The organism is Streptomyces griseocarneus (genome assembly GCF_014655595.1).
Taxonomy (GTDB): domain Bacteria; phylum Actinomycetota; class Actinomycetes; order Streptomycetales; family Streptomycetaceae; genus Streptomyces; species Streptomyces griseocarneus.
The window spans coordinates 1-14,282 of sequence record NZ_BNBL01000014.1 but is presented as its reverse complement, the minus strand read 5'-3'; the positions used below and the strand labels follow the sequence as shown (position 1 = coordinate 14,282).

The 14,282-nt window shown below is 70.8% G+C and carries 12 protein-coding genes and 1 riboswitch; of the genes, 1 reads left to right on the top strand and 11 read right to left on the bottom strand.

The genetic code is table 11. The features are described 5' to 3' along the window. Positions 1 to 133: 133 nt before the first annotated feature. Positions 134 to 3,019: an aminomethyl-transferring glycine dehydrogenase gene (gene gcvP / locus IE295_RS28090; protein WP_190066578.1), complete on the bottom strand. Its 2,886-nt coding sequence runs from the start codon at positions 3,017 to 3,019 to the stop codon at positions 134 to 136. 189 nt (positions 3,020 to 3,208) lie between these two features. Next, a riboswitch (glycine riboswitch) is annotated at positions 3,209 to 3,317 on the bottom strand. Positions 3,318 to 3,441: 124 nt separating this feature from the next. On the opposite strand from gcvP, the gene IE295_RS28085 reads away from it, so the two are divergent. Continuing rightward, entirely contained in the window at positions 3,442 to 3,825 is a 384-nt protein-coding gene (locus IE295_RS28085) for a PRC-barrel domain-containing protein (RefSeq protein ID WP_190066577.1), read from the top strand. On the opposite strand, the gene IE295_RS28080 is transcribed toward IE295_RS28085, so the two are convergent. From IE295_RS28080 to clsA, 10 genes are all read right to left on the bottom strand, one after another. Next, positions 3,735 to 5,207 carry a DNA polymerase IV gene (locus tag IE295_RS28080; protein ID WP_190066576.1) on the bottom strand — a complete coding sequence of 491 codons (1,473 nt, stop codon included), beginning with the start codon at positions 5,205 to 5,207 and terminating at the stop codon, positions 3,735 to 3,737. The genes IE295_RS28085 and IE295_RS28080 overlap by 91 nt on opposite strands. A gap of 125 nt (positions 5,208 to 5,332) precedes the next feature. Further along, positions 5,333 to 5,974, bottom strand: coding sequence for a MerR family transcriptional regulator (locus tag IE295_RS28075; RefSeq protein ID WP_086574148.1), 642 nt, complete (start codon positions 5,972 to 5,974; stop codon positions 5,333 to 5,335). Between the two features lie 203 nt (positions 5,975 to 6,177). Beyond that, a complete protein-coding gene (locus IE295_RS28070; protein WP_086574146.1) occupies positions 6,178 to 6,651 on the bottom strand; it encodes a bifunctional nuclease family protein in 474 nt (157 codons plus the stop codon). A gap of 52 nt (positions 6,652 to 6,703) precedes the next feature. Beyond that, positions 6,704 to 7,483, bottom strand: a complete 780-nt coding sequence (gene ftsR, locus IE295_RS28065; RefSeq protein ID WP_190066575.1) for a transcriptional regulator FtsR — start codon at positions 7,481 to 7,483, stop codon at positions 6,704 to 6,706. A 43-nt stretch (positions 7,484 to 7,526) separates the two neighbouring features. Beyond that, entirely contained in the window at positions 7,527 to 8,375 is an 849-nt protein-coding gene (locus IE295_RS34515; RefSeq protein WP_372479439.1) for an FHA domain-containing protein, read from the bottom strand. Positions 8,376 to 8,505: 130 nt separating this feature from the next. Then, positions 8,506 to 9,555, bottom strand: a complete 1,050-nt coding sequence (locus tag IE295_RS28055; RefSeq protein ID WP_190066574.1) for a DUF881 domain-containing protein — start codon at positions 9,553 to 9,555, stop codon at positions 8,506 to 8,508. A gap of 6 nt (positions 9,556 to 9,561) precedes the next feature. Continuing rightward, the gene (locus tag IE295_RS28050) at positions 9,562 to 9,894 is read right to left on the bottom strand and encodes a small basic family protein (RefSeq protein WP_071964751.1); all 333 of its coding nucleotides are present in this window, start codon (positions 9,892 to 9,894) and stop codon (positions 9,562 to 9,564) included. After that, positions 9,891 to 10,772 (bottom strand): DUF881 domain-containing protein, encoded by an 882-nt coding sequence (locus IE295_RS28045; RefSeq protein ID WP_190066573.1) that lies wholly within the window; start codon positions 10,770 to 10,772, stop codon positions 9,891 to 9,893. Before IE295_RS28045 ends, IE295_RS28050 begins: the two co-directional genes overlap by 4 nt. A gap of 115 nt (positions 10,773 to 10,887) precedes the next feature. Next, positions 10,888 to 13,383: a mannose-1-phosphate guanyltransferase gene (locus IE295_RS28040; protein WP_190066572.1), complete on the bottom strand. Its 2,496-nt coding sequence runs from the start codon at positions 13,381 to 13,383 to the stop codon at positions 10,888 to 10,890. A gap of 93 nt (positions 13,384 to 13,476) precedes the next feature. Continuing rightward, positions 13,477 to 14,067 carry a cardiolipin synthase ClsA gene (gene clsA / locus IE295_RS28035; protein ID WP_190066571.1) on the bottom strand — a complete coding sequence of 197 codons (591 nt, stop codon included), beginning with the start codon at positions 14,065 to 14,067 and terminating at the stop codon, positions 13,477 to 13,479. Positions 14,068 to 14,282 lie beyond the last annotated feature (215 nt).

Below are 14,282 nucleotides of genomic sequence, written 5' to 3'. Positions count from 1 at the left end.
CACGCATGACCCACAGCACCACAGGCACGAAAAGAACAGGCACGAAAAGAACATGAAGGGGCCGGCCCGGCGCGAACGCCGAACCGGCCCCGACCCGTTTCCGGGCCCCTGACGTCAGCCGTCGCGGCCGCCGTCAGCCGTCGTACTCGTCCAGCGGCGGGCAGGAGCAGACCAGGTTGCGGTCGCCGTAGGCGCCGTCGACGCGCCGCACCGGCGGCCAGTACTTGTCGGGCGCCGACACCCCGGCCGGGAAGACGGCCTCCTCACGGCTGTAGGGGTGCTCCCACGCACCGGCCACCGAGGCGGCGGTGTGGGGGGCGTTGCGCAGCGGGTTGTCGTCCTTGTCCCACTCGCCCGAGCCGACCTTCTCGATCTCCGCGCGGATGGCGATCATCGCCTCGCAGAACCGGTCCAGCTCGGCCAGGTCCTCGCTCTCCGTCGGCTCGATCATCAGCGTTCCGGCGACGGGGAACGACATGGTCGGCGCGTGGAAGCCGTAGTCGATCAGGCGCTTGGCCACGTCGTCCACGCTCACCCCGGTCGCCTTGGTCAGCGGCCGCAGGTCCACGATGCACTCGTGCGCGACCAGCCCGTTCGGGCCGGTGTAGAGCACGGGGTAGTGCGGCTCGAGGCGCTTGGCGATGTAGTTGGCGCCGAGGACGGCGACCTGGGTGGCGCGCTTGAGGCCCTCGCCGCCCATGAGGCGGACGTACGCCCAGGAGATCGGCAGGATGCCGGCGGAGCCCCACGGCGCGGCCGAGATCGGCCCGACGCCCGTCTCCGGGCCCGCGGTGGGCTGCAGCGGGTGGTTGGGCAGGTAGGGGGCGAGGTGGGAGCGGACGGCCACCGGGCCGACGCCCGGGCCGCCGCCGCCGTGCGGGATGCAGAAGGTCTTGTGCAGGTTCAGGTGCGAGACGTCGCCGCCGAACCGGCCCGGCTTGGCGAGCCCGACCAGCGCGTTGAGGTTGGCACCGTCGACGTACACCTGGCCGCCCGCGTCGTGCACGGCCGCGCAGATGTCGGCGACGTGCTCCTCGAAGACGCCGTGGGTGGACGGGTAGGTGATCATCAGCACGGAGAGCTCGTCGCGGTGCTGCTCGATCTTCGCGCGCAGGTCCTCGACGTCGACCTCGCCGTCGTCGGCGGTCTTGACGACGACGACCTTCATGCCGGCCATCACGGCGCTGGCGGCGTTGGTGCCGTGCGCGGAGGACGGGATGAGGCAGACGGTGCGCTGCTCGTCGCCGTTGGCCCGGTGGTACGCGCGGACGGCCAGCAGGCCCGCGAGTTCGCCCTGGGAGCCGGCGTTGGGCTGGATGGAGACCTTGTCGTAGCCGGTGACCTCGGCGAGGCGCTCCTCGAGCTCGGTGATGAGGGTGAGGTAGCCCCCGGCCTGCTCGACCGGCGCGAAGGGGTGCAGCGCGCCGAACTCGGGCCAGGTGACCGGCTCCATCTCGGTGGTGGCGTTGAGCTTCATGGTGCACGAGCCGAGCGGGATCATGCCCCGGTCCAGCGCGTAGTCCCGGTCGGCCAGGCGGCGCAGGTAGCGCAGCATCGCCGTCTCGGAGCGGTGCTGGTGGAAGACCGGGTGGGTGAGGTACTCGTCGGAGCGCAGCAGCCCCTCGGGCAGGGCCTCGGCGGCCGTCGCGTCGAGCGCCTCGACGTCGGCCTCCACGCCGAACGCGGCCCACACGGACGCCAGGTGCGCGCGGGTGGTGGTCTCGTCGCAGGCGATGCCGACGTGGTCGGCGTCGGTCAGGCGGAGGTTGACGCCGCGCTCGCGGGCGGCCTCGACGACCTCGGCGGCCCGGCCGGGCACGCGCGCGGTGAGGGTGTCGAAGTAGCTGCCGTGCACGACCTCGACGCCACCGGCCCGCAGGCCCTCGGCGAGGAGGGTGGCGTAGCGGTGGGTGCGGCGGGCGATGCCCGCCAGGCCCTCGGGGCCGTGGTAGACGGCGTACATGCCGGCCATGACGGCGAGGAGCACCTGTGCCGTACAGATGTTGCTGGTGGCCTTCTCGCGGCGGATGTGCTGCTCGCGGGTCTGCAGGGCCAGGCGGTAGGCCTTGTTGCCGTCGGCGTCGACGGAGACGCCGACGAGGCGGCCGGGGAGGCTGCGGGCGAACTTCTCGCGGACGGCCATGAATCCGGCGTGCGGTCCGCCGAAGCCCATGGGCACGCCGAAGCGCTGGGTGGTGCCGACCGCGATGTCGGCGCCGAGGTCGCCGGGCGAGGTGAGCAGGGTCAGCGCGAGGAGGTCGGCGGCGACGGTGACGATCGCGCCGAGCTCGTGGGCGCGGTCGATGACCGGGCGCAGGTCGCGCACCGCGCCGGAGGCGCCGGGGTACTGCAGCAGGACGCCGAAGACGCCGCGCTCGGCGATCTCGTCGGGGATGCCGTCCGTGAGGTCGGCGACGACGACCTCGACGCCGGTGGGCTCGGCGCGGGTCTCGATCACGGCGATGGTCTGCGGCAGGGTCTCGGCGTCGACGAGGAAGACCCCGCCCTTGACCTTGCCGACCCGCCGGGCGAGCGACATGGCCTCGGCGGCCGCCGTGCCCTCGTCGAGGAGGGAGGCGCCGGAGGTGGGCAGGCCGGTGAGCTCGGCGACGACCGTCTGGAAGTTCAGCAGCGCCTCGAGGCGGCCCTGGGAGATCTCCGGCTGGTACGGCGTGTAGGCCGTGTACCAGGCGGGGTTCTCCATGACGTTGCGGAGGATCACCGGCGGGGTGAACGTGCCGTGGTAGCCGAGGCCGATCATGGGGGCGAGCACCTGGTTGCGGTCCGCGAGGGAGCGCAGCTCGGCGAGGACCTCGGCCTCGGTGCGGGCCTCGGGCAGCGCGAGCGCCTCGGCGTTCTTGATCACGTCCGGCACGGCGGCGGCGGTGAGTTCGTCGAGCGAGCCGAAGCCGACCTGGGCGAGCATCTTGGCCTGGGCCTCGCCGTCGGGCCCTATGTGGCGGGCCTCGAAGGGGGTGCCGCGCTCCAGGTCGGAGAGGGCGATGCGGTGGGCTGTCATCTGCGGAGGCCTCCTGGTCATTGCGACCTGCGAGGGGTACCACGGCGCGGGTACCCGGACGGCCTCCCCCTCTGTCATCTCAACCTGAGAGCTTCACCGGGGCGCAACGCGCGACCCGGCTTTCACCGTCGGTGAGGAGGGGCTTCGGTGAGATGCCTGACCTGGGCCCGCCCTGCTTTCCAGAGTGACCTCGTCCGTGCGGTACCGGGTGCCTGAGAGATTCCGGGGAGGATTTGCTCCTTCGGCGCCTCGCCGGTGCCCTGGTGGGCCTCGAGGAGGACTCTCCCGCACGGGGTCTGCGGCCAATCGCCAGCCTACCAGCGCGCCTTTCCGGGCGGATCTCCCGAGTGGCCGGTTCCTGTTTTGTGCACTTTCGTGGTTTCAGGGCGACGTCGGGGGGCGGAGAAGCCAAGGGAGGAATCGTGCAGAGCGACATCGATCCCCGGAGCCTGATCGGGCGCAAGGCCTTCGACCGGGAGGGCTCGAAGATCGGCACCGTGGACGAGGTGTACCTCGACGACGCGACCGGGGAGCCGGAGTGGGCGGCGGTGCGCACCGGCCTGTTCGGCCGGGACGCGTTCGTGCCGCTCGTGCCCAGCCGGGTCGAGGACGACGCGCTGCACGTGCCCTACGAACGGGAGCTGATCAAGAAGGCGCCGGGCTTCGGCGTCGGCCGCCACCTCTCCCCCGAGCAGGAGCTGCAGCTCTACCACCACTACGGGCTCGAGCTGCCGGCACCGCAGGCTCCGGCTCCGGCGGACTCCGGCGAGCCCCCGGAGCCCGGGACGCCCTCCGGACCGTCCTGATCCTCCCGGTCGCCCTGGTCCCCCGGGCCCGGCGCGCCGGCGTCCCGTACGAGCGGCAAGGGCTCCGCCGGCTCCAGCGCGGGGTCGTCGACGGCGAAGGTCCGTACCCGGCCCGGCTCCGACCAGGGCGTCTCGAAGCGGACGGTGACCCGCCCCAGGCCGCTGCCCTGCACCCACCCCGGCCCGTACTCGGCGTGCCGGAGGTCCAGGCCCGGCAGCCACTGCCGGGGCGGCGGAAGCGCCGCCGGAACCTCCGTGCTCTCGCCCTCCTCGTCCGTCACCCCTTCCGGGGCCTCGGCGGGGGTGCTGCTCGCCGCCTGGGCGAAGAGGTCCTCCTGGGTGTAGTCGGCGAGCCCGGAGACGCCGACGCCCAGCAGCCGCACGCCCGCCGTGGTGTCCACGCCCTCGAGCAGCCGGGCGGCCGCCTCTCGGACGACCGCCGGGTCGTCGGTGGGGCCGCGCAGCGTCTCGGAGCGGGTCAGCGTCGAGAAGTCGTAGCTCCGCACCTTGATCGAGACCGTGCGCCCGGACCGCCCGGCGCCGCGCAGCCGCCGCACGCAGCGGTCGGCGAGGCGGGCGAGCTCGAGCTGGACCCGGGTCCGGTCGGTGAGGTCCTCGGCGAAGGTGTCCTCCACGGACACGGACTTGGCGTCGCGCTCGGCGACGACCGGCCGGTCGTCATGGCCGGTGGCCAGGGCGTACAGGCCCGCGCCGTGCGCCCGGCCCAGCAGCCGCACCAGCTCGTCCTCGCCCGCCACGGCGGTCTCGGCCACGGTGGCGATGCCCGCCCGCCGCAACGTTTCGGCAGTGGCGGGGCCGACGCCCGGGATGGCACGCACCGACATCGGGCCCAGGATCTCCAGCTCGGTGCCGGGCTCGATGAGCAGCAGCCCGTCGGGCTTGGCCTCCTCGGAGGCGATCTTCGCCAGCATCTTGGAGCCGGCCAGCCCCACCGAGCCCGTGAGTCCCGTGGCCCTCGCGATGTCCCGGCGCAGTTTCTCGCCCACCGCCCGCGCCGCGGCGGCCGTGGGCTCCACGCCGCCCGCCTCGAGGTCCACGAACGCCTCGTCGAGGCTCAGCGGCTCCACCAGGGGCGACAGCTCGCGGAGCAGCTCCATGACGACCTGGCTGACGCTCTGGTAGAGCCCGAACCGCGGGGTGAGGTAGGCGGCGTTGGGACAGAGCCGGCGGGCCTGGGCCGTGGCCATGGCCGACCGCACGCCGAAGACCCGCGCCTCGTACGACGCCGTGGCCACCACGCCCCTCGGGCCGATGCCGCCGACGACCACCGGTTTTCCGCGCAGGCTGGGCTTGGCCGCCTGCTCCGCCGAAGCGTAGAAAGCGTCCATGTCCAGATGCAGGATCGTCGGTACACCCCTCACACGACCGATGCTCCCGCACACCACTGACAATCGGGCTCCCTGCCAGGGCCGGAGCACGCCGAAGCGCCCCCCGCCGGGTGCCTCACGGCAGCCGGCGGGGGGCGCTTCGAAGGTCGCTGAGAGCCCTACCCCGCCCGGTTGCGGCGGCGGGCGAGCTCATCGGCGGGGTTGTGGCCCACGAGCGTCTCGCCCGTGTCCACGCGCTCGCCGTGCAGCTGCGCGAGCGCGCTCTGCACATCGCGCCAGACGACGCCCACGGCGATCCCGAAGACTCCCTGGCCGCCCTGGAGGAGGTCGACGACCTCGTCGGGCGAGGTGCACTCGTAGACCGTGGCGCCGTCGCTCATGAGCGTCATCTGCGCCAGGTCGTCCATGCCCCGGGCCCGCAGGTGCTGCACCGCGGTGCGGATGTTCTGCAGCGAGACCCCGGTGTCCAGCAACCGCTTGACGATCTTCAGGACGACGACGTCCCGGAAGCTGTAGAGCCGCTGGCTGCCCGAGCCGTACGCGGGCCGCACGCTGGGCTCGACGAGCCCCGTACGCGCCCAGTAGTCCAGCTGCCGGTAGGTGATGCCGGCCGCGGCGCACGCGGTCGGCCCCCGGTAACCGATGCTGTCCGGACCACGCGAGGCGCTCTCGCCTTCGGAGTCCCGCCCCCGCGGAGTGGTGACCGCTGGCGTGGCGGAATAGCGGGGCACTGGTTCGACCATTCCCCCATGCAGCGGATACGGACCGCCGACCGCCGTACCGTCGCCCGTGCTTCTCACGCCGACCTCCGTCCTTGACCTGCCTTCTCGACGGTAGGCAGTCGCTCGGGGTGCGTCAACGATCGCCACACTCGGCACGCCGAGTGATAATCACCCTGAGAGTGGTTTTACGTGTCCGCATAGCGGGAAAAGCTACTCGAATGGGCGCGTATCGCCCGGAGCCACCCCGGTCGAGAGACGATCTGCAGGGACCGCCCGGGGTCTCACTGATTGCCGCTGCCGAAGTCCTCCGGCGAGATCTGGTCGAGGAACTCGCGGAACTTCTCCACCTCGTCCTCCTGCTCGTCCGGGATGGCGATCCCCGCGTCGTCCAGCACCCCGTCGCTGCCGTAGATCGGCGTGCCGGTGCGCAGCGCCAGCGCTATGGCGTCGGAGGGCCTCGCGCTGACCTCCACACCGCTGGCGAAGACGAGCTCCGCGTAGAACACGCCTTCGCGCAGATCCGTGATCCGGACCTCGGCGAGCTGCTGTCCGACCGCCTCCAGCACGTCCTTGAACAGGTCGTGGGTCAGCGGGCGGGCAGGCGCCATGCCCTGCTGGGCGAAGGCGATCGCCGTCGCCTCCCCCGGTCCGATCCAGATCGGGAGGTAACGGTCGCCTCCCACTTCCCGCAGGAGCACGATCGGCTGGTTGGAGGGCATTTCCACCCGGACGCCCACGACATCGAGCTCGTTCACACAGCAACCCTAGGCCGTGCCCGGCAGGTTTGGGTAGTCGGGCCGCCCGCGGTCACTGTCCCCGCAGGTGCAGGGCACCGCGCACCAGGGCGGCGTGCAGTCGAACGGAGAGGGCGGCCAGCTCCCGGGCGGTGGCCTCGGCGTGAGCCCTGGTCTGCGGATTGCGGTGCCTGCGCAGCGGCGCGATCACCTGTTCGATCAGGCCGGCCTCACGGTCGGCGGCCGCCTTGACGGCACGCAGATGCCGGGGTTCCAGGCCGTAGCGCCCCAGGTCCGCGACGATCCGGGCGGTCGCCTGGGAATCGGCGTCGAACCCGCCGTCCGGATGAGGGACGACCAGGCCGTACGACTCCCACTCCGCCAGCTCCTCCTCGGTGGCCCCCACGGTGGCCAGCAGCTCCGCACGGCCGATACGGGTGACCGTGGGGCCCTCGGGACCGGTGGGACTCCCGTCGGGCGCCGCGGGGCCCTCCAGGCCCTCCACGAGGTCCAGGGCGTCCCGCGGCTGGGCGGGAGCCGGCAGCTGCACGCGCTCGCCCCGGGCCAGGGCGTCCAGCTGCTCCCGGATGACCTTGAGCGGGAGGTAGTGGTCGCGCTGCACCCGCAGCACGTACCCGAGCCGCTCCACGTCCTCCGCGCTGAACTTGCGGTAGCCGGACGGGGTGCGCCGGGGCTCGACCAGGCCCTCCGACTCCAGGAAACGAATCTTGGAGATGGTGACCTCGGGGAACTCCTCGCGCAGCACGTTGAGCACCGTGCCGATGCTCATCAGCCGGCCTTCCGCGCCGACGGCACCGGAGGAACCGGTGCCGCCCGACGGTGTTCGAAGCATGGCCCTTCCCTGGGGTACCCCCCGGACGGAGTCCGGGAGAGGGTCAGATGCCCCGCTGGCCGCCGAAGAAGACCAGACGGTACTTGCCGATCTGCACCTCGTCGCCGTTGGACAGCGCGACCGAGTCGATCTGCTCACGGTTGACGTAGGTGCCGTTGAGGCTGCCGACGTCGGTGACGGTGAACGAGCCGTCCTGCTCCCGGCGGAACTCCACGTGCCGGCGCGAGACGGTGACGTCGTCGAGGAAGATGTCGCTCTGCGGGTGACGGCCCGCGGTGGTGACATCGGCGTCCAGGAGGAAACGGCTGCCGGAGTTCGGCCCCCGGCGCACCACCAGCAGCGCGGAGCCCAGCGGCAGCGCGTCCACGGCGGCCTGCGCCTCGGGCGAGAGCGCCGGGATCTGCGTCTGGCCGGTGGTCTCGGAGTCGTACGCCTCGAGACCGGAGATGGAGATGGTCGAGGTCGTCTCCGACGCGCGCTCGGCCACGGCACCCGGCCGCAGCGGCGCACCGCAGTTGGAACAGAACCGGCTGGCCTCGCCGTTCCGGTGGCCACACCTCGTACATACCGGCAAGGCAAACCCTCCACCCGCACTTGAGGTCGCTGGTGCCCCGAAACCTATGCGCCCCGCCTGGGCAGGGTCAACAGAGGACGCGCCCTGACCGCCCGGAATGTCGCCACCCGGTGCGCCGTGCGCGTCCACCTGGTCCCGGAACAGCGGACGGCCTTCCTGGGCCCCCTCGCCGCCGTCCCCCGGGCGGGACGCCCGGTGCCGGGCGCTGCCGCCGTCCTGGCGTGCGCTCTTGCCGAACAACTTCGCAAACAACTTCACGGGCGATTCCCCTTGACCGCTACAGACCCGCCCGTGGGGCAGGACAAACCCTTGCTGCACACACCATCCGACCTGGACATCTCTACAACGTCCGAGGTCAACAGACAGTTTCCATCACGCGCCCCGAACTTGGTGCGCCGACCCCCCGCAACCTCCCGCCCTCCCCATGGGCCCCGCCTGCGCGCCCGTCTCACTGCGATGACGACCGAGCGTAGTCAGGCCGCTTCGCCGGGCGCAAGGCATCCACAATGATCTTCTCAGACCGGGAGACAGTGACCCCGGCCTGCTCCTTCTCCAGAGTCTGCACGACACCGCCGGGGATGTTCAGCGCGGGCTCCAGGTCTTGCGGCTTGCCGATGACCTTGAACTTATAGGGCTGTGACACCTTCTTGCCATCGATCTCCACCTTTCCCGCGGAGCCCGAGAAGTACGTGTCGGCGACGACGCGGACGTCGTTGATCTGGATCGCCTCCGCGCCCGCGGCCCGCAGCTCCTGGATGGTGTCCAGCAGCTTGTCGGCCTCGACGGCCCCCTTGCTGTCGCTCACCGTGAGCTCGATGCCGGGCCCCTGGGCCGCCACCGTACCCGCGAGGACACCGAGCTGGTCCTCCTTCTGCGCGGTCTGCTTGCGGGCCTCGGCCGCCTGGTTGGAGCTGCTCTCCAACTGCGTCTTCTGGTTCTCCAGCCGGCGCTTCTCGTCCTCGAGCCGCTTGGTGCGGTTGTCCAGCTCGTCCAGGATCCGTACGAGGTCCTCCTGCCGGGCACCGCGCAGCGCGCTGTTGTCGCTGGTGGACCGGACCTGGATGGCCAGGCCGAGACCGAGCACGCACAGCAGCACCGCGACGGTCAGCTGGGCCCGCGTCAGCCTCGGCGGCCACAGCCCGTTCACCAGCCGTTGACGTCCCGTCAACGGCGGCTCCGCCCCGGCCTCCCCCGTGGACGGCTCGACGGGCTCGAGGCCCGGGCCGGCCACCGGCTCCGGCTCCGGTTCGGGCTCCGGTCCGGGCTCCGGTCCGGGCTCCGCTTGGGATTCCGGTTCGGGCTCCGGTTCCGGTTCGGGTTCCTGCTCGGGCTCCGGCTTCGCCCCGGGCTCCGGACGCGGCTGCGGCCCGGATCCCTCGCGGCCGGCCGGCTCCTCCGGCTTCCCGCCGTTCTCGGACATCGGGGACTTCTCAGCCCCTTCCGGCCCCTCGGGCCGGCCCTGCGCTCCGGACTTCTCCGGGGTGTCGTCAGTGCTCATTCGTTCTCACGCCCGGAAGATGTGCCGCCGGATGGCGGCCGCGTTGGAGAAGATGCGGATGCCCAGGACGACCACCACGCCGGTGGACAGCTGCGCGCCGACGCCCAGCTTGTCGCCCAGGAACACGATCAGGGCAGCCACCACCACATTGGACAGGAACGACACCACGAAGACCTTGTCGTCGAAGATCCCGTCCAGCATCGCCCGCAGGCCGCCGAACACCGCGTCCAGCGCCGCCACGACGGCGATGGGCAGGTAGGGCTCGACCGCCGTCGGCACCACGGGGCGGACGACCAGTCCGACCACGACTCCCACGATGAGGCCCAATACGGCGATCACGATGTGCCCTTCCCTGGCTTTGCGATTCGTACGATCAGACTCGGCGCGGCCGGCAGCCGGACCTCGTCCTGAGCGGAAATGCTGGCGCGAACCCCGTAGTTCTGCTGCAGAACATGCAGATACTGCCCGTCGGCACTGTCCTGGAAAGCGGTGCTCAGCCGCTGCCCGTTCCCGACCGCCAGCACCGTGTACGGCGGCACCAGCGGTTTGTTGTCGACCAGTATGGCGTCCCCCGCGGCCCTGATCGCCGACAGTGAGGTCAGGCGCTGCCCGTTGACCGCGATCGCCTCGGCACCGGACTGCCACAGGCCGTTGACGATGCGCTGCATGTCACGGTCGCGCACCCGTCCGGTGTCGGAGAACCCAGCACTCTCCCGGGGACCGCCACCGCCGGATTTGGCCTGTTTGGCATCGTCGACGACCACTTTGACCCCCGGCCCGTGCACCGGAGTGGCGCCGGCCAGCAGGGACACCAACTCGGCCTTGTCCCCACCGTGTTTCTGCAGCACGTCACGCTGCTTGCTGCCCACCGCCGAACGCAGGGAGTCGACGTTCCTCTGCAGCGTGTCGGCGGCCGACGTCTCCTTCTCGATCCGCTGGATCAGCTGCTCGCGCTCCTTGGCCAGCGTCGGTGCCGATATCTGCGCCTGCGCCGCCCCCAGCGTCACCACCACGGCGGCGAGCAACAGGGCGCCGGCCAGACCCAACTTCGCCCGCAGCGTGCCGGGAAGTCCCGTGCCTCCCTCGGCACGTCTGGCCGCCGCCTCCGCGTACCCCTCGTCGAGGCTGTGATGCATCACATTCGTCAGCAGCGACATCGACGCATCGGGGCGCGGCGGCGGTGAGGAGGTGCTCCGAACGGGGGGCTGCTGCGACATGCCGCACATCGTCGCACGTCGGGGGCGTCGTCTCCCAATGGCCCCACCGGCGTGCCGGATCCGGGACAGATCCGGGACACTCCGGGAACCCGGGAGACGACGCCCCCTCCCGCCGTCAGCGCCCGGCGCCGTCCACGACCGCCGACCACTCGTCCAGCAGCGCCTGGGCGGAGGCGTCGTCAGGCCCTTCCGCCCACAGGTGCGTCACGGCCTCGGAGGGATCGGGCAGCACCATCACCCATCGCCCGTCGGCCTCCACCACGCGCACACCATCCGTCGTATCCACCGAACGATCCCCGGCCGCCTCCACCACATGCCGCATGACGAGGCCCTTCACCGCCCAAGGGGTCGCCAGGTCACGGCGCAGGACATGAGCCCTGGGGATCCGGGCGTCTATCTGGCTGAGCGTGAGCTGCGTACGCGCCACCAGCCCGATGAGGCGTACGAACGCGGCCGTGCCGTCGAAGACGCTGCTGGACTCCGGGACGATGAACCCGCCGCGGCCGTCGCCGCCGAAGATCGTCGACTCCTGCCGGCCCACGCGCGTCAGGTCGTCCGGCGACGTCGTCGTCCACTCCACCTGCGTGCCGTGGTACGCCGCGACCTGCTCGGCGATGCGGGTCGTCGTCACCGGCAGCGCCACCCGCCCGCTGCGCCGCTCGGCCGCGACCAGGTCCAGCAGCACCAGCAGGGCCCGGTCGTCCTCCACGATGCGCCCGCGCTCGTCGACCAGCGAGATCCGCTCCCCCACCGGGTCGAACCGCACACCGAACGCCGCCCGCGCCGACGCCACGATCTCCCCGAGCCGCACCAGACCCGAACGACGCGTGTCGGCGGTCTCGGTCGGGCGTGCCTCGTCGAGCCCGGGATTGATGGTGAGCGCGTCCACCCCCAGCCGTCCGAGGAGGCTGGGCAGAACGAGCCCGGCGCTGCCGTTCGAGGCGTCCACGACGACCTTGAGCCCGGACTCCGCGACTCCGGTGGTGTCCACGGACCGCAGCAGCGAGCCCGTGTACGAGTCGTAGACGCTGGAGGGGAAGGACAGGTCGCCGATCTCCCCGGGGAAGGCCCGCCGGTACTCCTGGCGTGCGTAGACCCGGTCGAGCTTGCGCTGCCCTGCCTGGGAGAGGTCGGCACCGCGCTCGTCGAGGAACATGATGTCCACCGAGTCCGGCACGCCCGGCGAGGTGCGGATCATGATCCCGCCGGCGCTGCCCCGCGCCGTCTGCTGCCGGGCCACCGGCAGCGGTACGTTCTCCAGGTCCCGGACGTCGATCGCACTCGCCTGCAGGGCGGAGATCACCGCGCGCTTGAGCGCCCGCGCACCACGGGAGTGATCACGCGCCGTGGTGACCGTCGCCCCCTTCTTGAGCGTGGTGGCATACGCGCCGGCGAGCCGCACCGCGAGCTCGGGGGTGATCTCCACATTGAGGATGCCGGAGACGCCCCGGGTACCGAAGAGGTGCGCCTGGCCCCGGGACTCCCAGATGACGGAGGTGTTGACGAAGGCGCCCGCCTCGATCGTCTTGAACGGGTAGACGCGGACGTTCCCCTGGATAATCGATTCCTCGCCGATGAGGCACTCGTCCCCGATGACGGCCCCGTCCTCGATCCGGGCGGCACGCATGATGTCGGTGTTCTTGCCGACGACACAGCCGCGCAGATTGCTCTGCTGGCCGACGTAGACGTTGTCGTGGACCACGGCCCTGTGCAGAAAGGCGCCGGTCTTGACGACGACGTTGGACCCGACGACGGTGTGCTCACGGATCTCGGCGCCGGCCTCGACCTTGGCGTAGTCACCGATGTAGAGCGGCCCGCGCAGGGTGGCGTCGGGGTGCACCTCGGCTCCCTCGGCGACCCAGACTCCCGGGGAGATCTCGAAGCCGTCGAGATCGACGTCCACCTTGCCCTCGAGCACATCGGCCTGGGCCTTGACGTAGCTCTCGTGGGTGCCGACGTCCTCCCAGTAGCCCTCGGCGATGTAGCCGAAGACGCGCTTGCCCTCCTTCATCAGCTGCGGGAAGACATCTCCCGACCAGTCGACGGGGACGTCGGGCCGGACGTAGTCGAAGACCTCCGGCTCCATCACGTAGATGCCCGTGTTCACGGTGTCCGAGAAGACCTGGCCCCAGGTGGGCTTCTCCAGGAAGCGCTCGACCTTGCCCTCGTCGTCGACGATGGTGATGCCGAATTCCAGCGGATTGGGCACCCGGGTGAGGCAGACCGTGACGAGGGCGCCCTTTTCCTTGTGGAACCGGATCAGATCGGTCAGATCGAAATCGGTGAGGGCATCACCGGAGATGACCAGGAAGGCGTCGTCCTTGAGCGCCTCTTCCGCGTTCTTGACGCTGCCCGCGGTGCCGAGTGGCTTTTCCTCGTTGGCGTAGGAGAGCTCCATGCCGAGTTCCTCGCCGTCACCGAAGTAGTTCTTCACGAGGGAGGCGAGGAACTGCACGGTCACCACGGTCTCGGTGAGCCCGTGCCGCTTGAGCAGCCGTAGTACGTGCTCCATGATCGGCCGGTTGGCCACCGGCAGGAGCGGTTTGGGCATGCTCGAGGTCATGGGGCGAAGCCGGGTTCCTTCGCCACCGGCCATCACGACGGCCTTCATGTCGGAAGCGTCCTCCTTGGGAGACGACGGTCTTGCCGACTTTCACGCCCGCGACTTCAGTCAGGCCCCGGAACGCTCGGGGCTACGGCGCGATCAGTCAGCCGTGGCATCCGCCTTGACCAGCCGGCGGACCTGAACCACATAGAGGATCCCTGCCCACCAATAGAGGGTTGTACCCCATCCGGCGAACGCCCATCCGAAAATCGCGGCGAGTGAGGACAACCAGCCCTCTCCGTCACTGAGAAGCAGCAACGGGAAGGCGTACATGAGGTTGAAGGTCGCGGCCTTCCCGAGGAAGTTCACCTGCGGCGGCGGATAGCCGTGGCGCCTCAGGATCCACACCATGACCAGCAGCATCGCCTCCCGGGCGAGCAGCGCGACCGTCAGCCAGAGCGGAAGGATCTCACGCCACGTCAGGCCGAAGAGGGTGGAGAGGACGTAGAGCCGGTCGGCGGCCGGGTCGAGCAGCCGGCCGAGGTTGCTGATCTGGTTCCAGCGCCGGGCGAGCTTGCCGTCGAGGTAGTCGCTGACGCCGCTGAGAGCCAGTACGACCAGCGCCCATCCGTCGTGCTTCTGAAGAATCAGCCACAGGAAGAGGGGTACGCCGACCAGGCGCGCCATGCTGAGGATGTTCGGGATGGTGAGGACGCGGTCGGTCTGGACGCGCGTCTCCTGGACCTCCACCCGGGGGCCTCCTGTGGGGATATGTACCAACGATGTCCCATGACTTTACCCCCCGGCGAGTTGGGACCGTGCGGAGGGGGAGGGAAGCGGGCCGGAAACGCAAGAAAGCCCTGGCGGGGAACTGGGTTCCCTGCCAGGGCTTTCTTTCAAAAAAAGTTCGGCGGCGTCCTACTCTCCCACAGGGTCCCCCCTGCAGTACCATCGGCGCTGAAAGG